Genomic DNA, 17,272 nt, shown 5'->3' with positions numbered 1-17,272 from the left:
CCTGGAGGCTGCATGAGCGATACCCCCACCGCCGGCAGTGCCGCCAGCACCGAACTGGAGCGCCTGCTGGGCATCATGGCGCGCCTGCGCGATCCGCAGGGCGGCTGCCCGTGGGATCTGCAGCAGGATTTCAGCACCATTGCGCCTTACACCATCGAAGAGGCCTACGAAGTGGCCGATGCCATCGATCGCGGCGACTTCGACGACTTGTGCGATGAACTGGGCGACCTGCTGCTGCAGGTAGTGTTCCATGCGCGCATGGCCGAAGAGCAGGGCAGCTTCGCCTTCGCCGATGTCGCCCGCGCGATCAGTGACAAGATGCAGCGCCGCCACCCGCACGTGTTCGCCGATGTGAACGTGGACGACGCCGATGGCGTGATGCGCAACTGGGACGCGATCAAGCGTGCCGAACGCGCGGCCAAGGGTGACCAGGATGGCTCGGCGCTGGCCGGCATCTCGCGTGGGCTGCCCGAATGGCAGCGTGCGGTGAAACTGCAGGCACGCGCCGCGCGGGTCGGCTTCGATTGGCCGGGCCCGTTACCGGTGCTGGACAAGGCCGCCGAGGAACTGCAGGAATTGCGCGAGGAATTCGAGCGCGGTGATGTTGCCGGCAACAAGGCACGGCTGCAGGAGGAACTGGGCGACCTGCTGTTCGTCTGCGCCAACCTGGCCCGGCATGCCGACATCGACCTGGGCGCGGCCCTGCGTGGGGCCAACCACAAGTTCGAGCGCCGCTTCCGCGCCATGGAAGCGCAGGCCGAGGCGCAGGGTGAAGCGCTGGCGGCGTTGGACCTGGATGCGCAGGAAGCCCTCTGGCAGCATGCCAAGGCCGCGGAAAAAGCGTGAAAACGCTGGGCCTGTTCCTGCTGACCGCGCTGGCCGAGATTGTCGGCTGCTATCTACCGTGGCTTTGGCTGCGCAAGGGCGGCAGCGCGTGGCTGCTGCTGCCGGCGGCGGCCAGCCTGGCCCTGTTCGCCTGGCTGCTGACCCTGCACCCCACCGCCAGCGGGCGCGTGTACGCCGCCTACGGTGGCGTGTACATCGGCACCGCGCTGTTCTGGCTGTGGCTGGTGGACGGCATCCGCCCCAGCCGCTGGGATCTGCTGGGCGCCGCCCTGTGCCTGGCCGGCATGGCCGTGATCATGTTCGGCCCGCGCGCCACCGCCCCGTGAACGGTAGAGTCGAGCCATGCTCGACTGCTTCTGCTGGAATCAGTCGAGCAAGCTCGACCCTACGACGCAGGGGCGGTCGAGCATGGCTCGACTCTACAACAGCGGTTCACGGCGAGGCCTGGCAGCCCAGCATGCGCAGGTCGATCGCTTCGGCCATGCGCCGATAGCCCTCGTCGTTGGGGTGCAGGTGGTCGCGGGTGATGTCGGCCGGCAAGGCTTCCGGCGCCGCCGGGTCACGTAGCGCCGCGTCGAAATCGACCACGCCATCGAAGCCGGTGTCCTTGCCACGCGCCCACTGGTTGATGGCCGTGCGGGTCGCTGCCGACACCGGCTCGTAACGCTCGGAACCGCCAAACGGGGTCAGCGTACCCAGCCACGCGCGGATGCCGTGCGCCTGCAGCCGCGCCGCCACCTGCCGGTAGCCCAGCAGCATGTCTGCTGCGTTGCGCCCCGGCAGCGGCTTGGCGCCCCCGCCGTTGCGGATGTCATTGATGCCTTCGAACAGGATCACCTGATCGGCATCAGCCACCGCGATCACGTCGCGATCCAATCGTGACAGCGCGCTGTGGCTGCGACCGTGGTCCAGCAGTTTGTTGCCGCTGATGCCTTGGTTGAGCACCACGAAACGGTCCGGGCAGGCCTGTTGCAGGCGCTCGCCCAGCCGCTCGGGCCATTGGTTGAACGAACCGCGCCGGGCCGTGGCCCCTTCGGTGATCGAATCGCCCAGGGCCACGATCACCTGCGGTCGGTCGGCGCGTTGCACCAGCACCGCCGAAAACACGTTCTGCTGGTAACTCACCTTCACCGCGTCGGCCACGCTGGCCTGCTGGCCATCCACCACCCGCACCACCGTGCGGCGCACGGCCGGCCGTGTCGGCTGCGGGAACCACGCGGTCACGCTGATTTCCTGCAGCGCGCCCAGCCGCAGCGGCAGCGGATCGCTCAGCAGCGCTGCGCCCACCGGCACCTCGATCGCGCTGCGTCCATCCACCGTCACCGCCAGCGGCGCGGCCTTTCCACCCTTCAACTGCACGCGCACATCTTCCACGCGCAGCGGCGTGGTGCCCAGCTCATTGCTGATGCGCAGCCGCAGCGCATCGCCACGGCTGCCTACGCGCATGTCCTGGCGTACCGTCTGCGCGGCGAACTGCACCGGCGCCTCGGCGGTGCCGTCCTTGCGGTCCGGTGCCGGTGACGCGGTCCAGGCGGTCACCCAGACCGGTGCGGCCTGGGCGACGGGGGCGGCCACGGCAGCGCCGAGAGCCAGCGAAAGCAGGGTGATCCAGCGCTGCATGGGACGTGTCCGCTCAGGTCAGGAGAAGTAGGTGCCGCCGTTTACATCCAGGTTCGCACCGGTGATGAAGGCCGCTGCGTCCGAGGCCAGGAACACCGCCGCATCTGCCGCCTCTTCCGGCACGCCCTGGCGGCGCAGCGGGGTGTTGCCGGCGACGGCGGTGCGCACTTCCGGCTTGGTGAATTCGTCATGGAAGCGGGTGGCGATCATGCCGCAGCACAGCGCATTCACGCGGATGCCCTTCGGACCCAGTTCCTTGGCCATGGCGCGGGTGAAGGTCATTACCGCCGCCTTGGCAGTGGCGTAGATAGACGCGCCCGGGCCACCGCCATCGCGGCCGGCCTGCGAAGCGAAATTGACGATGGCCGCGCCTTCGCCCATGTGCGGCACCACCGCGTGGGTGGTCAGGTAGGTCGAGGTCAGGTTGAGGTCCATCACCGTGTGGAAGAACGCCGGGTCGATCTCGGCCAGCGGGCGGCGCTGCACCATGCCGCCGGCCACGTTCACCAGCAGATCGATGCGCTCGCCGAAGGCGGCCTGGGCGGCGGCCACCAGGCCGGCCACGGCAGCAGCGTCGGTCACATCGGCGCGGTGCACGATGGCCTGGCCACCGGCGGCCTGGATGGCGGCCAGCGTGTCCTGCGCGCTGGCTTCGTCGTTGGCGTAGTTGATGCACACGCGGGCACCGGCTGCAGCCAGCTTGATCGAGACGGCGCGACCGATATCACGGCCACCACCGGTGACGATGGCCACCTTGTCCTGGAACGACATGCGGGAAACTCCTTGGTTTGCGGGGGAATGAAAGGGAAACGCGTGCTCAGCCGCCACGGCGGTCAAGCTTGTGGATCGGTCCGGTCCACCACCAGAGCGCGGCCAGCGACAGCGGCACCAGCGCGGCGACGAGGATGAAGATCGGGGCGTAGGAATGGCGGGTCAGCACCGGCACCAGCCAGGTGGTGATCAGGGTGCCGGCCACGGCGGCCAGCCCACCCAGCCCGGCCAGGGTGCCCACCGAACGACCGTCAAACAGGTCGCCCGGCAGGGTCTGGATGTTGCCGATCGCTACCTGGAAGCCGAACAGCACCGCGGCAATGGCCAGCACCGCCAGCAGCGGCTGGTTGGCCAGCACCGCGCCCAGCAGGGCCGGGGCCATGATCACGCAGCCCAGCGAGATGGACAGCTTGCGCGCGCGGTCCACGCTGTGCCCGGCGCGGATCAGCCGGCCCGACAGCCAGCCACCGCTCAGGCTGCCCAGCATGGCGCCGACGAAGGGCACCCAGGCGAACAGGCCGATCTGCTTGATGTCAAAGCCGAACGTTTCGGCCAGGTAGATCGGCAGCCACGAAACGAACAGCCACCAGATCGGGTCCAGCAGGAAACGGCAGGCCAGCATGCCCCAGCTCTGCCGATGGGCCAGCAGCGCACGCACGCTCACCTTCGGCGCGACCACCGCCTGCTGCCCGGCCTGGTCTTCCATGATCAGGCGACGTTCGGCGTCGCTCACCCACGGGTGCCTGTCCGGGCCGGCGCGGTAGACGAACAGCCACGGCAGCAGCCACAGGAAGCCGATGGCACCGACCAGCACGAAGGTGCCACGCCAGCCCAGCCACAGGTAAAGGCCGGCGATGGCCGGCGCCGAGACAATCGCGCCGACCGACGCACCTGCATTGAACACGCCCTGCGCCAGCGCCCGTTCGCGGGCCGGGAACCATTCCGCATTGGCTTTCACCGCGCCCGGCCATGCACCGGCCTCGCTGATGCCCAGCATCGCGCGCACCAGGCTGAAGGACAGGATCGAATGGGTGACCGCATGCAGGGCGATGGAGATCGACCACACGCTGATCGACAGGGCGAAGCCCAGCCGCGTGCCGATCATGTCGAACAGGCGGCCGAACAGGAACTGGCCGGCCGCGTAGAACAGCATGAACACGGTCACCAGCAGCGCGTAGTCATCCTTGGTTGCGCCCACTTCCTTGGCGATCTCCGGCCACATCACCGCCAAGGCGTTGCGGTCGATGTAGTTGATCACCGTGGCCACGGCAATCAGGCCGACGATCAACCAGCGCACCGCCGAACGTACCGGCACCTTGCGCAGGCTGGACACCACCGCCGGGCCGTTCATCGCGCGTCACCCTTGCTGCGGTCCATGCGCGCGTGGCTGCCGCTCCAGCGGTAGACGTGGCCATCTACGGTCACGCTGTGCTCGCCCTTGGCGGTGCTGTCGTCGGCCACGCCCAGGGCGATGCGCGCACCGCTGGCCAGGCGCAGTTCGATCACCTCGGCATCGCTGCCACGGCTGCGCACGATGTCCTTGATGCGGCTGTCGGCGCCGTGCACGTACTCGGCGGTGCCGTTGTACTCGCCATGCGGCTCCAGCACGCTGTAGAAGGTCACGTCCTTCTGCCCTTCCACGCGCTGCAGCAGGGCCGGTTCGCGCCGCAGGTTGAACTCCGGGTCGTTGGCGCCACTTTCCACCAGCAGCGCCTGTGCAGGCGCGCTGCTGCCGAAGCGGTAGGTGTAGAAGCGCCCATCCAGCAGCCAGGCCAGCGTGCGCGGTTCACTGCCGGGCTTGCTGCGCGCATCCAGCCACAGGTGCTGGTAGCCGTTGTCGCTGCCCAGCACCGGGCGCTGCGCCGGGAAATGCTCGGCCTCGAAGCCGGTGGTGACGATGTGGCCGTTGAAGTGCAGCGGCAGGTCGTAGCGCGCGGCCTTGTCGCCGTGCACCTGCAGCAGGTCCAGCACCACCGGCAGGCCCAGTTCGGGATGGCGCAGCAGCGCCTGGGTGCGGGTGAACACCACGCCGGGGTAGGCATCGCGCATGGTGGCCGAGGCCACCTGCGTATCGGCGTCGGCCTGGAAGAAGCGCACCTGCGGTGCATGCTCTTCGCCGCGCTTCCAGTCGCCCTTGAAGTGGCTGGTCTCGTTCACCACCAGGGTGTTGTGGGCCACGGTCTGCTTGGCCCAGCTGCGGTTCTCGGCCAGGTAGATGCCGCCGCGCTTGGCTTCCACGTTCAGGAAGCGGGCGGCGCCGTAGTCGGTCACCACCGCGTTGCCGTTGTCATGGAACAGCCAGTTGAGCTTGTCGAAATGCCCGTGGCCCATGCCCTGCATGGTGTCCTTCTGCACCAGCGCCTGGCCGCGCTCACCGTTCATGCGCAGGATCGCCAGGCCACCGCGGTCGCCGGCCGGGCCATCGCGCAGCAGCATGGGGCGGAAGTCGAAGGGTTTGGCCTTGTTGGCCGCCAAGGCCTGCGCCACCTGCAGGCCCTCGGGCGAAAGCAGCAGCCGTTTCTGTTTCTGCGCTACCGACAACAGGCGATCATCGCCGCTGCGCGCATAGGCAATGCCGATGCCGGCCACCAGTTCTTCAGTGTCGATGCCCTTGTCCAGGATCGCATCGTTGATCGGGAAGAACAGGCCGTCATAGCTGGTCTGCACCAGCACATCCACCGCCTTCAGCAGCACGCCATCACGGCGCTGGAAGATCCTGCGCTGGGGTTCATTGCGTTCGATCGCGTTGGCGAACAGCAGGAACGGCGCCAATGCATAGCGCTGGTAGTACGGGCCTTCTTCGTAATAGCCATCGGGCGAGAACAGCAGGTCGACCTGCCGCAGGAAGCCGAACTGGTCATTCTTCTGGCTGCCGCGCAGCGATTTTTCCACCAGTTCCTGGTCACGCAGCACATAGCCGGTCATGCCAGTGGCCGCGACCGCCCAGGTCGCATGGTTGTGGATCTGGTCGTAGTTCTTTGGCTCGCTCACCAGGAATTCGGCCATCGGCCGGAACACCTGTGATTCGATGGTCTGGCGGTCGGCGGCGGGCAGCGCATCGCGGATCGCGTCGTAGCCCTGGATGGCGTTCACCAGCCACACCGAATCGTTCAACACCTGCCAGAACACGCGGCCGGGAATCTGTCCGCGGCCTTCCGGGTGCGGGCCCAGGGTGGGGTAGAGCGTGGCGTACTGCAGCAGCATGTCGCGCGCGTAGTCGACGTAGGCCTTGTCACCGGTCAGCCGGTACAGCGTGCCGGCCGCCAGAAGCGCCTGGTAATTGCGCTTGTGCTGTTCATGGGTGCGGCCGCCGCCCTTGTCCTTCGGCACCGGCACGTCGATGCCGGCCTTCATCATCTTCTTCAGTGATTTTTCCGCACGCGCCTGCTCCTTGGCGAACCAGGGGTAACGGCTGCCCTCGCTGGCCATCTGCTGCCATTGCGCAGCGGTCACCAGCACCGGTGCGGTGTCGGCCTGGCGTGCGCTGGCCGCCGGTGCCGCGTGCAGCGGCAGGGCCGGCAACACGGCGGCGGGCAGGGCCAGGGCCAGGGAAACGAACAGCGGCTGCAACCTCATCGATCAACTCCGGTGTTGGTGCGTGACAGGGCAACCTCGCCCACCTTGGGGTACCAGTCCACCCCGGTTGCTTCGCGCGCGGTCATCGTCAGTGCCGCCTCGGCACCCACGGCCGGCAGGGCAGGGCTGGGCACCCACAGGCTGCTGGCGGCCTGTTGCAGGTTCACGGTGGCGCTGGCCACCCCGCCGGGAAACACCGTGCTGGCCTGCGGTGACTGCAGGTTGCCGGCGAAGGTGATGCCCGCCAGCGAACTGGCGGCAGTGGGCGGATTCCTGCTGTTGCGGTTGACGATCAGGTTGGCACTGAAGCGGCTGTTGCTGGCGGCCACGTCCAGGCCCTTGGCCGGATCGTGGCCGACACCGAAGCTGATCCTGGCCACATCCACGAAGGTGTTGCGGCTGATCGTGGCGTTCACTACCGGCGCGTAGCCGGACAGTGGCGGGTTGGCCTGGGCGTCCATCACCGCCAGCGCGGCGCGGTTGCTGGAACCGGCCAGGCGCTCGAAATAGTTGTTGCTGACGGTCTGGTCGGCGTTGATCACGCGCACGCCGCCGGTGCCGGCCTTGTCGTCGCCCAGAAACACGTTGTCCAGCACGCGGTTGCCGTTGCCATGACGCAGGGTGAGCGCACCGGCCGAACGGTAGAACACATTGCCGCGATAGGTATTGCCACCGGACTTGTTGCTGATGATCTCGGTTTCGCCGTCGCAGCCTTCGAACCAGTTGTTCTCGATGGTGCTGTTGGAATCGCTCAGCGAGGTATCGCTGGTGCCCACGCGTATCGTCTCGCCCCCGTTCACGCCCAGCGCCGGGCGCGGCCCGAACCAGGTGTGGTCGATGCGGTGCTGGTTGTCCAGGCCCTGGGTGGCATCGCGCACCACCACCACGGTCGGGCCGGCATTGGTCTTGCCGCGCAGCTGGCTGTGATCCAGGCGGTTGTGGCTGCCGTACAGCGATACCCAGTAGTCCTGGTCGCTGGCATCGGGGTTGCTGTAATCGTCGATCACCAGCCCGGTTACCCGGCTGTGGGTGGCCACGCCCTTGCTCGATTCGCGGAAGGCCACCACCGAATCCCCCGGGGCGTAGCCATCGCGGAACACCAGGTTGGACACCTGCAGGTAGCTGCCCGCCAGGCGAAGGTCGGAGCGACCGCTCAGGATCACCTTGCCCGGGGTCTGTGCGCGCAGCACGATCGGCGCCGCCGCCGTGCCCTGTCCCTTCAGCAACAACCGGGTATCGGTCCAGGTGCCATCGGCCAGCACGATCTCGTCACCGGGCTGCAGGGCGGCGGCTGCGGTGGTGAACTCGGCGGCGTCGTGCACCAGCCAGCTGGCGGCCTGCGCCGAAAAAGTGGACAGGCACATTGCCAGTCCAGTGGTCAGGCAGCAAACCGAAAATGGTTTGGAACGGCGGTGCGGTAGCGATAACAGGCGCATGCGAACCTTCCAGGGACGGTGTGAGTGTCGTTTCGGGGCGGGTATGTATACCACTTCGAGGTCTTTTGTAAGCCAGCTTTCGCGCAAAGTCATGCTGCATCAGCACATAAGTTGACCGTGAATTGGTCTGAAACAAAGGTATTAAGAAAAACCCAGTCCAATTGGTTGACAACTTGCCGTCGGCGTGCCGAAGCTGCGTCCCACGCCTGCCATCCAGGCGATCCTTTGGGAGGAGGAGACCATGCGGCGAACCGCCGGAGCAGTACGCAACACCTCGTTGTGCCCTACGCCACTGATCGTGGCACTGCTGGCAGCGCTGGCGGCCGTGCCCACCGTACAGGCGCAGTCGACCGCGCAGGGCCAGGAAGCGACCACGCTGGACCAGGTGCAGGTCACCGGCATCCGCGAATCCATGCAGAGTTCGATCAACAAGAAGCGCGATGACACGGTCATTGCCGATGTGCTGTCGGCCGATGACATCGGCGATCTGCCGGCACCGTCGCTGGCCGATGCCATCGAAACCCTGACCGGCGCCGCGTCCACCCGTGACAAGACCGGTGCTTCTGAAATTTCCATCCGCGGCCTCGGCGCGTTCCTCAGCAGCACCAATTTCAACGGCCGTGAGATCACCAACGGCAGTGGCGATCGTTCGGTGAACTTCAACATGTTCCCGGCCGAGCTGGTCAACACGGTGGCCATCTACAAGACCCAGCGTGCGGACATCATCGAGGGCGGCGTGGCCGGCACCATCGGCCTGGAGACCGTACGTCCGCTGGAATATGGCAAGCGTGCGGCGCAGATCGACCTGCGCGGCAGCTGGGCCGAGTATGACAAGAAGTACCGCGACGACGATGGGATCGGCTACCGCGGCACCGCCAGCTACATCGACCAGTTCGAGTTCGGCGATGGGCAGAAGCTGGGCATCTCGCTGGGCTTCCAGCGGCTGGACGGCACCGACCCGGAAGAAAGCATCACCAGCGGCTCCACCTGGTACGCCTGCAATGGCGCGCAGAACGTGGCCAACGCCAACTGCAACGAAGTGAGCGCGCAGGCCATCGCCAACGGGGCGCCGTACTACCTGGTGCCCAGCAGCCGCATCTACCGCTTGAAGCAGGAACGCAACGACCGCCAGAGCGAGTTCGCCGCGATCCAGTGGCGGCCCAACGATGGGGTCGAGCTGAACGTGGACTTCGAGCATACCGACCGCAACTGGTATGAAAACCGCAGCGACCTCAGCCTGTCCAACGCCCGCCGCGGCATCACCCAGCGCGAGGTGGACGAGAACGGCATCGTGCGCCACCTGCACGGCAGCACCTCCATCGATTCCACGTCCAACCGCTACTGGCGCGGCGAGGAGTACACCGGTGGCGGCCTGAACCTGATCCTGCGCCCCAGCCCGGCCTGGGAACTGACCACCGATCTTTCCTACTCGCACACCAACCGCCTGGACAGCGAGCGCATGACCCGCCTGCGCGCCAACCAGCGCGACGTCAACAACGCCGTGGTGCCCGGCATCAGCAGCGGCGCCACCGGCTACGTGGACTACGACTGGGATTGGCACGGCGAGGTGCCCAGCATTGCGTTGGCGCCGAACTTCGATGTCAACAACTGGGATGCCTATTCGGGTGCGGCGCGGGTGACCTCCAGCGCCACCGAGAATGATCACAAGATCAAGGCCGGCCGCTTCGATACCAGCTTTACGCCCGAGTCAGGCTTCTTCACCCGCATCAAGGGCGGGCTGCGCGCCAGCCAGGCCGACTACCGGCTGCGCGACAACACCCTGGTGACCGACTACGACCAGCGCGTGGCCGACGACAAGGCGAAGATCATCGCGGCCAACAAGGCGTGCCGTGCGCCGTTCCCGCAGGACGACTTCATGGACGCCTCCAGCGGCAACACGATCTCGTCCTGGGCGTACTTCGATCCGGACTGCCTGTACCAGTCGTTCCGTGGCAGCCTGGCCAGCGGCCTCGATCCGGATTTCCAGGATCCCAACAACGTCGATGTCACTGAAAAGACCCGCGCGCTGTACCTGATGGGCGAATTCAGCACCACCCTGCTGGGCCTGCCGGTCAGCGGCAACGTCGGCCTGCGCTGGGTGAAGACCGATGTGCGTTCCGAAGGCGTGCGCACCGATCTTGTTGTGCTGGACAACGGCGATGGCACCATCCGCCTGCAGCCCACCGGCAATTACACCACCCAGGTCTTCAAGGCCGGCAATGACAAGCTGCTGCCCAGCCTGAACGCGGCGTTCGAACTGCGTCCGGACGTACTGCTGCGGGTGGGCGCCTACCGGGCGATGTCGCGTCCCGATATCGCCGCGCTGGGGGCAGGGCGCACCATCAATGTCAGCAGCGATGCCACCTACAGCGACCTGGCCGATGCGCTGGATGACATCAGTGCCAGCGGCAACCCGGCGGCGCAGCCGTTGATGTCCTGGAACGGCGATCTGTCGCTGGAGTGGTACCCGAACCCGGACACGATGCTGGCCGGTGCGGTGTACTGGAAGCAGTTCAACGGTGGCACAGCCACCGCGCTGGTGCCGGAAACCTACACCCTCAACGGGCAGACGGTGACCGTACCGGTGCGCCAGCAGGTCACCACCGATGAGGACAGCACGCTGACCGGGTTCGAGCTGACCGCCACCCACCGCCTGTCCTATCTGCCCAAGCCGTTCGACGGGCTGGGGTTCAAGGTCAGCTACAACTACGCCGATGCCGACTACCAGACCCAGGATTCGCGGTTGGGCGAGCAGGTAGCTGCCGATGGCAGCATCATTCCCGCCATCGTGCCGCCGGCCGGGCTGAGCGGTTTCTCGCGCCACGTGCTGTCCGGCTCGATCTACTGGGACGTCGGCCGCTTCAACATCCAGGCCATCGGCAAGTTCCGCTCGCACTACTACCAGGATTTCACCGGCAACACCGCGCAGCAGAACCGCTACTACGATGACAACACCAGCGTGGACCTGCGCATGCGCTACCGGGTCAGCAAACAGCTGTCGCTGTCGTTGGAGCTGATGAACCTGACCAACGAACCGCGCGTGGCCTACCAGCCGCTTTACGGCAACTTCCGTGAAGTGGTGAGCTACGGGCGACGCGCGTATTTCGGTGTACGATACAAGTTCTGAACAGGGCGGCGCGGCCACAGGTCGCGCCGTCGCTCCAACCGGACCCGCACCGCGCACGGTGGCCCGGGACGGGCCCGGAGGGAACCGCCAAGGGTCAGCCGCATGTCCGCCAACCGTCTCTACCAGACCATCGCCGCCAAGCTCCGCTCGTTGATCGAGGGCGGTGAATTCCCGCCGGGTTCGCGCCTGCCGGGCGAGCGTGAGCTGGCCGAGCGTTTCGGCGTCAGCCGGGTGACCATCCGCGAAGCCGAGATCGCCCTGGAAGCGCAGGGCTGGATCGCGATCCGCATCGGTTCGGGCGTCTACGTGAAGCCGCGCCCGGCGCAGGCCAGCGGCGGCCTGCCCGATGTCAGTGCTTTCGACCTTACCGCTGCGCGTGCCGTGTTCGAGGCCGAAGCGGCGGCGCTGGCGGCCGGCAACATCGATGACGCCGGCATCGCCGAACTGCAGGTCCTGGCCGAGGCGCTGTGCCGGCGCGACCTGACCGACGCCGAGGCGGGGGACTTCGATCGCCGTTTCCACCTGACCATCGCGCGGCTGTCCGGCAATCCGGTGGTCGAGTATTTCGTGCAGCAGATCTGGCGCATGCGCAGCGAATTGCCGCGGGTGACCGAGGTCTACGCGCGGGTCTGCCATGACGACGGCGCCAGCCGCGCCGACGAGCACATGGCCATTTTCGAAGCACTGCGCAGCCGCGATCCGGTGGCCGCGCGCAATGCCATGCGCCATCATTTCCAGCGTCTGTTCGAGGCGATGCTGGCAGCGACCGAAAGCCAGGCCTTGGAAGAAATCCGCCGCCGCACCCAGCAGGACCGCGAACGGTTCCTGGCCACCACCCGCATCTGAGGGGTTTCCAGCCAACGGCGCAGCCCCTCGTGGGTGGGTCGCTTGTTTTCTGCGGATTGGGTCGGGCGGCGACCCCCGACAGTTTCCGTGCGCGTCCAGCCCACGGAAAAGAAATAAAGAGCAAAAAGCAAAAGCGCTCGCCCGGGGTCGGATCCCTTTCCGCAGGAAAGGGCTCCGACCCCTCTCCATATATATATCGACATCCCATTCCGCTCTTGCTCCTGCCTTTGCAGTCCGTCACCGGTGAACCCGGAAGGGTGGGGCGGTGTGGGGTGGCGGGACCGCAGGCGCCATGGATGGCGCCTACGAGACCCCATGGACGGGTTAACGGCGTGTCCCGCCACCCCACACCGCCCCGCCCAAGCCGGAACAACCCAGAGCCGAAGTGCTCTGGCCGTGGCTTTGCGCTCTGCGCTCCGGGCTGTAGAAAGCGCCGCCGGCCGCAGGCCGGCCCAACACACACACCACCCCCGCTGCGCTGCGGCACGCCTGCCGCCGACCGATCTGGGATAATGCGCGTTCTTGTTTCCTCTGCTGCCGGACCCGGTCATGACCCAGAAGACGCTGCTCAACGATACCCACCGCGCCCTCGGCGCCAAGATGGTCGATTTCGGGGGTTGGGACATGCCCATCCACTACGGCTCGCAGCTGGACGAACACCACCTGGTGCGCCGCGAAGCCGGCGTGTTCGACGTCAGCCACATGACCGTGGTCGACCTGCGCGGCGAGCAGGCCAAGCCGTTCCTGCGCCGCCTGCTGGCCAATTCCATCGACAAGCTGAAGGTGCCGGGCAAGGCCCTGTACTCGTGCATGCTCAATGCCCGCGGCGGCGTCATCGACGACCTGATCGTCTACTACCTGGCCGACGACTTCTTCCGCATGGTGGTCAACGCCTCCACCCGCGAAAAGGATCTGGCCTGGCTGCGCGAACAGGCCGCACCGTTCGGCGTGAGCGTGGAGCAGCGCCCTGACCTGGCCATCCTGGCCGTGCAGGGCCCGCAGGCCCGCGACAGCGTCGCTGGCCTGGTCGGCGGCGCCGACCGCGAGGCGCTGGCCAAGCTCACCCGTTTCGCCGCCCTGCAGGTCAAGGCCGACGACGGCGTTGAACTGTTCGTTGCCCGCACCGGCTACACCGGCGAAGACGGCTTCGAGATCCTGCTGCCGCAGGACGCGGTGGTCGCGTTCTGGAACCGCCTGATCGACGCCGGCGTGAAGCCGGCTGGCCTGGGCGCGCGTGACACGCTGCGTCTGGAAGCCGGCATGAACCTCTACGGCCAGGACATGGACGAGGAGATCAGCCCGTATGAAGCCGCGCTGGCCTGGACCGTGTCGCTGGACGAAGGCCGCGACTTCATCGGCCGTGATGTGCTGGAGGCGCAGAAGGCCGCCGGCACCGCGCGCCAGATGATCGGCCTGGTGATGGACGAGAAGGGCGTGCTGCGCCACGGCCAGGCGGTGACCACCGCAAGCGGGCAGGGCGAGATCCTGTCCGGCACCTTCTCGCCCAGCCTGGCCAAGGGCATCGCGTTTGCCCGCGTGCCGGCAGGCGAACTGGGCCAGGTGACCGTGGACATCCGCGGCCGCCAGGTACCGGTGCGCGTGGTCAAGTTCCCGTTCGTGCGCGAAGGCCAGGCCCAACCGGGCGTGCTTGCCGACGCGTGATGCGAACGTGCCGGTCGTCACTGACAGCAGTGGCGGCCGGTTGGTTACACTAGCCCCGTTCTTTCCACACCCCTGTATTCCTGGAGCAGTTCCATGAGCGAGATCCCCGGCGACCTCAAGTTCCTCAAGTCCCACGAGTGGGCCCGCGTCGAAGGCAATGGCCGCGTTACCGTTGGTATTTCCGACCACGCCCAGGGCCTGCTGGGTGACCTGGTCTATGTCGAACTGCCCGAAGTCGGCGCCGACGCCAAGGCCGGCGAGCAGATCGCCGTGGTCGAATCGGTGAAGGCGGCCTCGGACGTCTACAGCCCGATCAGCGGCAAGGTGGTCGAGGTCAACTCGGCGCTGGCCGACAAGCCGGAAACCATCAACGAAGATGCCTACGGCGAAGGCTGGATGTTCGTGGTCGAGCTGTCCAACGCCGAAGAGCTCAACGAGCTGCTGGATCCGGACGCCTACGCCGAAGCACTGGAAGACGAGGACCACTGAGTCCTGCTTTCCGGCGAACACCAGCGGCCACCTTCGGGTGGCCGTTTTCGTTTCTGCACCCGCGTCGGCCAGGACCGAAGGTGCGTGTGCCGGGTGCGCGTGGCGGCCATCGCTGCGCGCGAACGATGCGTTCGGGCTTGCGCAGTTTTGCGCAAATCCGTGTTTCGGCGCCCGCGAAACTGCGCCCGGATGTGAAAAGTTTTTGCCCCCGTTGCGGGTCCGTTTCGAGAGCGCCTGCCGCCTTCGTGCGGTAGCGACGACGACCGCGCGTGCATGCTGCGCCAGCCACTGCCTATCAACGCAGAGTGCTTATTTCAAGTGTTTTTCATTCAACGTGTTGGTCGGCGCATGCGCCGTCGCACCGCGTTGCAGCGCTCGAACGGGCGCGCGGCGGGTGCTGTCGGGCCCGCACTGGACGCGTCGGGAAGACGCCGCGATGTGAAAATTTTTCGCGGGGGTTGTTGACAGTAAAAAAAACCGTGATTAGGTTTCGCCTCAGCAGACCTTGCCTGCCCAACCGAGTGCGCCGAATCAATCGTCCGATGCGAAGCAATCCCTCCAAGACCACCGCGATCCTCAAGACGGTGGACAGGGCCCTGCTTCCTCCGGAGAAACGCACGGCACCTTCCTTTCCGATGTCCGTCCCGCCGACCGGGGCCGACATTGCCGCATCCGTAACGGCGCGCCTGACGCGCCGGCGGTCCCCGCACGCAGCATCGGCGGGTTTGATCCACCTGGGCGTTTCAACTCCCTATCACTGACGAGGAGCCATCCCATGGCAACCAAGAAAGCTGCGAAAAAGAAGCCCGCCGCCAAGAAGGCGGTGAAGAAGGTCGCGAAGAAGGCCGCTGCCAAGAAGGCAGTGAAGAAGGTCGCGAAGAAGGCAACGGCAAAGAAGGCGGTGAAGAAGGTCGCCAAGAAGGTCGCCAAGAAGACCACTGCGAAGAAGGCAGTGAAGAAGGCGGCGAAGAAGGTAGCCAAGAAGCCGGCAAAGAAGACCGCGAAGAAGGCCGTCAAGAAGGTCGCCAAGAAGGCAGTGAAGAAGACTGCCAAGAAGGCCGCCAAGAAGACCACCGCCCGCAAGCCGGCCAAGAAGGTCGCCAAGAAGGCAGTGAAGAAGGCCGTCAAGAAGACTGCCAAGAAAGCCGTAAAGAAGACCGCGAAGAAGGCCACCAAGAAGGCTGCCCCGAAGAAGGCAGCGAAGAAGGTTGCCAAGCGCAAGCCGGCCGCTCGCAAGAAGAAGGCCGCTCCGGTCGCTCTGCCGGCCACTCCGGCACCGCTGATCTAAGTTCCATCCCGATCGCCGTACCCTGAAACCCCTTCCCTGTTGCCCAGCAGGGAAGGGGTTTTTTTATCCCCGCGCGCCTCGCGACGCCCTTGTAGAGTCGAGCCATGCTCGACTGCTCGGCTGGGCAGTCGAGCAAGCTCGACGTCACCCAAACAGAAAGGGCGACCCGCAGGCCGCCCTTTCCAGGTCCACCGGGGCGGGTACCGGATCAGCGCGGCGAGGCCACCGCGCGGTTGCTCGAAGCACCCTTGCCCTTGCGCTTGTCCTGCGACGGAGCAGCACCGTCGGCCATCAGGCTGTCGCTGCCGAAGTCGGTATCCACGTCCAGCCAGCGCTGTGCGGGCAGGCCCAGTGCCGAATCGAGCACGGTCGGCAGCAGGCCGCTGGGCAGGCTGCTTTCGCCGTTCCACATGATCGCAATGCCCAGGTCTCGTTCGGGCACCAGTGCCACCAGGCCGCGGTAGCCCTGCACGGCGCCGGCATGGAAGACCACGTCGTGGCCGGCGTAATCGAAGGTGCGCCAGCCCAGCGCGTAGCCGGCCGAATGCAGGCGCTCGCGGCGCCAGCCCGAACGCATCTCGCCCGGGGTGTTGATCAGGCTCGAATGCAGGGTGGCCAGCAGCGGGGCCGGCAGTACGTCGGGGCGGTGCCCGGTGTGGGCCAGCAGCCACTGCGCCATGTCGCTGGCGCTGGCGTTCACGCCTGCTGCCGGCGCGACGCGGTAGTAGGTCGGCTTAGGCGTCAGCGACACCCAGCCGTTGCGGCTGCGCACGTGCGGACGCGCCCAGCGCGAGCTGGCCTGGATGCCGGCCAGGCCCATGCTGGCATCGTTCATGCCCAGCGGCTTGAAGATGCGCCGTTCCACGGACTGTTCATAGAAGCTGCCGGAGGCGGCATAGACCACATCACCGATCAGGCTGAAGGCCACGTTCTGGTAGGCGTAGCAGTCACCTGGCAGGCACTTCAGGCTGGTGTTGGCCAGCTTCTGGGTCAGCGTGTAGTACTCGGCGTTGCCTTCGATGTCGCGGTCGTAGGCGTTGTAGGGCAGGCCTACGCGATGGCTCAGTACGTCGGCCACGGTCAGGCGGTCGGTGGCTTCGGGCGAATTGAGGCGGAAGCCGGGCACGTAGTCGGTCACCTTGCTGTCCCAGCGCAGCGTGCCATCGTTCACCAGCAGGCCGGCCATGGTGCCGGCGAAGGCCTTGGACAGCGACGCCAGACGGAACACGGTGTGGGCATCGACTGGCAGCGGGTTGTTGACATCGGTCACGCCATAGCCGCGCGCGCTGATCACCCGGCCGCCCTGCACGATGGCCACGGCCATGCCCGGCACGCGCTCGCCGTAGGTCAGCTGCTGCGCCATCGATTCGATGTTGGCCACGTTGAACCCGGCCGCCGGCAACTGCACCTGCGGCACCAGCCCGGTACGGTAGGCGGCCGGCTGGGTGTGGGCCACGCTGTGGGATTCGATGTTGGCCGGCAGCGGCGGCAGCGGCGGCGGCGTCTGCGCGGTGGTGGACAAGGCAACGGGCATGAGCATGCCCAGCAAACCAGTGGTCGCCGATCGGATCGGACGACGCAGGCTGTTCTTTTTCATCGAGGTGACCCGTG

13 protein-coding genes are annotated in these 17,272 nt (G+C 66.6%); 7 read left to right on the top strand and 6 right to left on the bottom strand.

All coding sequences use genetic code 11. The features are described 5' to 3' along the window. Nucleotides 1-12 precede the first annotated feature (12 nt). Together mazG and C1922_RS16780 are read left to right on the top strand one after the other, a co-directional pair. A complete protein-coding gene (mazG, locus tag C1922_RS16785) occupies nt 13-846 on the top strand; it encodes a nucleoside triphosphate pyrophosphohydrolase (protein WP_108750807.1) in 834 nt (277 codons plus the stop codon). Further along, a complete protein-coding gene (locus tag C1922_RS16780) occupies nt 843-1,172 on the top strand; it encodes a YnfA family protein (RefSeq protein ID WP_108750806.1) in 330 nt (109 codons plus the stop codon). The genes mazG and C1922_RS16780 overlap by 4 nt, the downstream gene beginning before the upstream one ends. Nucleotides 1,173-1,278: 106 nt before the next feature. On the opposite strand, the gene C1922_RS16775 is transcribed toward C1922_RS16780, so the two are convergent. Genes C1922_RS16775 through C1922_RS16755 form a run of 5 tightly spaced genes read right to left on the bottom strand, consistent with a single transcriptional unit; the run spans nt 1,279 to nt 8,177 of the window. Continuing rightward, the gene (locus C1922_RS16775) at nt 1,279-2,466 is read right to left on the bottom strand and encodes a GDSL-type esterase/lipase family protein (RefSeq protein ID WP_108750805.1); all 1,188 of its coding nucleotides are present in this window, start codon (nt 2,464-2,466) and stop codon (nt 1,279-1,281) included. A gap of 18 nt (nt 2,467-2,484) precedes the next feature. Beyond that, complete coding sequence (locus tag C1922_RS16770) at nt 2,485-3,237, bottom strand: glucose 1-dehydrogenase (protein ID WP_108750804.1); 753 nt, start codon at nt 3,235-3,237, stop codon at nt 2,485-2,487. Nucleotides 3,238-3,283: 46 nt separating this feature from the next. After that, entirely contained in the window at nt 3,284-4,588 is a 1,305-nt protein-coding gene (locus C1922_RS16765) for an MFS transporter (RefSeq protein ID WP_108750803.1), read from the bottom strand. Continuing rightward, on the bottom strand, nt 4,585-6,813 hold the full coding sequence (locus tag C1922_RS16760; RefSeq protein ID WP_108750802.1) for an oligoalginate lyase: 2,229 nt from the start codon (nt 6,811-6,813) through the stop codon (nt 4,585-4,587). The genes C1922_RS16765 and C1922_RS16760 overlap by 4 nt, the downstream gene beginning before the upstream one ends. Beyond that, nucleotides 6,810-8,177 (bottom strand): polysaccharide lyase 6 family protein, encoded by a 1,368-nt coding sequence (locus tag C1922_RS16755; RefSeq protein ID WP_234413361.1) that lies wholly within the window; start codon nt 8,175-8,177, stop codon nt 6,810-6,812. The genes C1922_RS16760 and C1922_RS16755 overlap by 4 nt, the downstream gene beginning before the upstream one ends. 313 nt (nt 8,178-8,490) lie before the next feature. Here C1922_RS16755 and C1922_RS16750 point away from each other — a divergent pair, with 313 nt between their 5' ends. The 5 genes from C1922_RS16750 to C1922_RS16730 all read left to right on the top strand — a co-directional run bounded on the left by C1922_RS16750 (nt 8,491) and on the right by C1922_RS16730 (nt 15,661). After that, nucleotides 8,491-11,376 carry a TonB-dependent receptor gene (locus C1922_RS16750; RefSeq protein WP_108750800.1) on the top strand — a complete coding sequence of 962 codons (2,886 nt, stop codon included), beginning with the start codon at nt 8,491-8,493 and terminating at the stop codon, nt 11,374-11,376. Nucleotides 11,377-11,478: 102 nt separating this feature from the next. Next, a complete protein-coding gene (locus tag C1922_RS16745) occupies nt 11,479-12,222 on the top strand; it encodes a FadR/GntR family transcriptional regulator (protein ID WP_108750799.1) in 744 nt (247 codons plus the stop codon). Nucleotides 12,223-12,771: 549 nt separating this feature from the next. Next, a complete protein-coding gene (gene gcvT / locus C1922_RS16740) occupies nt 12,772-13,884 on the top strand; it encodes a glycine cleavage system aminomethyltransferase GcvT (RefSeq protein ID WP_108750798.1) in 1,113 nt (370 codons plus the stop codon). Between the two features lie 93 nt (nt 13,885-13,977). Then, complete coding sequence (gene gcvH / locus C1922_RS16735) at nt 13,978-14,373, top strand: glycine cleavage system protein GcvH (RefSeq protein ID WP_108750797.1); 396 nt, start codon at nt 13,978-13,980, stop codon at nt 14,371-14,373. A 505-nt stretch (nt 14,374-14,878) separates the two neighbouring features. Then, complete coding sequence (locus C1922_RS16730) at nt 14,879-15,661, top strand: histone (RefSeq protein WP_234413359.1); 783 nt, start codon at nt 14,879-14,881, stop codon at nt 15,659-15,661. 208 nt (nt 15,662-15,869) lie between these two features. On the opposite strand, the gene C1922_RS16725 is transcribed toward C1922_RS16730, so the two are convergent. Continuing rightward, nucleotides 15,870-17,258, bottom strand: a complete 1,389-nt coding sequence (locus C1922_RS16725; RefSeq protein WP_108750795.1) for a serine hydrolase domain-containing protein — start codon at nt 17,256-17,258, stop codon at nt 15,870-15,872. Nucleotides 17,259-17,272: the final 14 nt, after the last annotated feature.

The sequence above is a fragment of the Stenotrophomonas sp. ZAC14D2_NAIMI4_7 genome, assembly GCF_003086675.1.
Taxonomy (GTDB): Bacteria; Pseudomonadota; Gammaproteobacteria; order Xanthomonadales; family Xanthomonadaceae; genus Stenotrophomonas.
The sequence above is the reverse complement of the archived record's forward strand: the minus strand, read 5'-3'. Positions and strand labels throughout refer to the sequence as shown.

Coding starts and splice junctions, on each gene's coding strand:
- mazG (WP_108750807.1), top strand. CDS start 13: ATGAGCGATACCCCCACCGCCGGCAGTGCCGCCAGCACCGAACTGGAG.
- C1922_RS16775 (WP_108750805.1), bottom strand. CDS start 2,466: ATGCAGCGCTGGATCACCCTGCTTTCGCTGGCTCTCGGCGCTGCCGTG.
- C1922_RS16770 (WP_108750804.1), bottom strand. CDS start 3,237: ATGTCGTTCCAGGACAAGGTGGCCATCGTCACCGGTGGTGGCCGTGAT.
- C1922_RS16765 (WP_108750803.1), bottom strand. CDS start 4,588: ATGAACGGCCCGGCGGTGGTGTCCAGCCTGCGCAAGGTGCCGGTACGT.
- C1922_RS16760 (WP_108750802.1), bottom strand. CDS start 6,813: ATGAGGTTGCAGCCGCTGTTCGTTTCCCTGGCCCTGGCCCTGCCCGCC.
- C1922_RS16755 (WP_234413361.1), bottom strand. CDS start 8,177: ATGTGCCTGTCCACTTTTTCGGCGCAGGCCGCCAGCTGGCTGGTGCAC.
- C1922_RS16750 (WP_108750800.1), top strand. CDS start 8,491: ATGCGGCGAACCGCCGGAGCAGTACGCAACACCTCGTTGTGCCCTACG.
- C1922_RS16745 (WP_108750799.1), top strand. CDS start 11,479: ATGTCCGCCAACCGTCTCTACCAGACCATCGCCGCCAAGCTCCGCTCG.
- gcvT (WP_108750798.1), top strand. CDS start 12,772: ATGACCCAGAAGACGCTGCTCAACGATACCCACCGCGCCCTCGGCGCC.
- gcvH (WP_108750797.1), top strand. CDS start 13,978: ATGAGCGAGATCCCCGGCGACCTCAAGTTCCTCAAGTCCCACGAGTGG.
- C1922_RS16725 (WP_108750795.1), bottom strand. CDS start 17,258: ATGAAAAAGAACAGCCTGCGTCGTCCGATCCGATCGGCGACCACTGGT.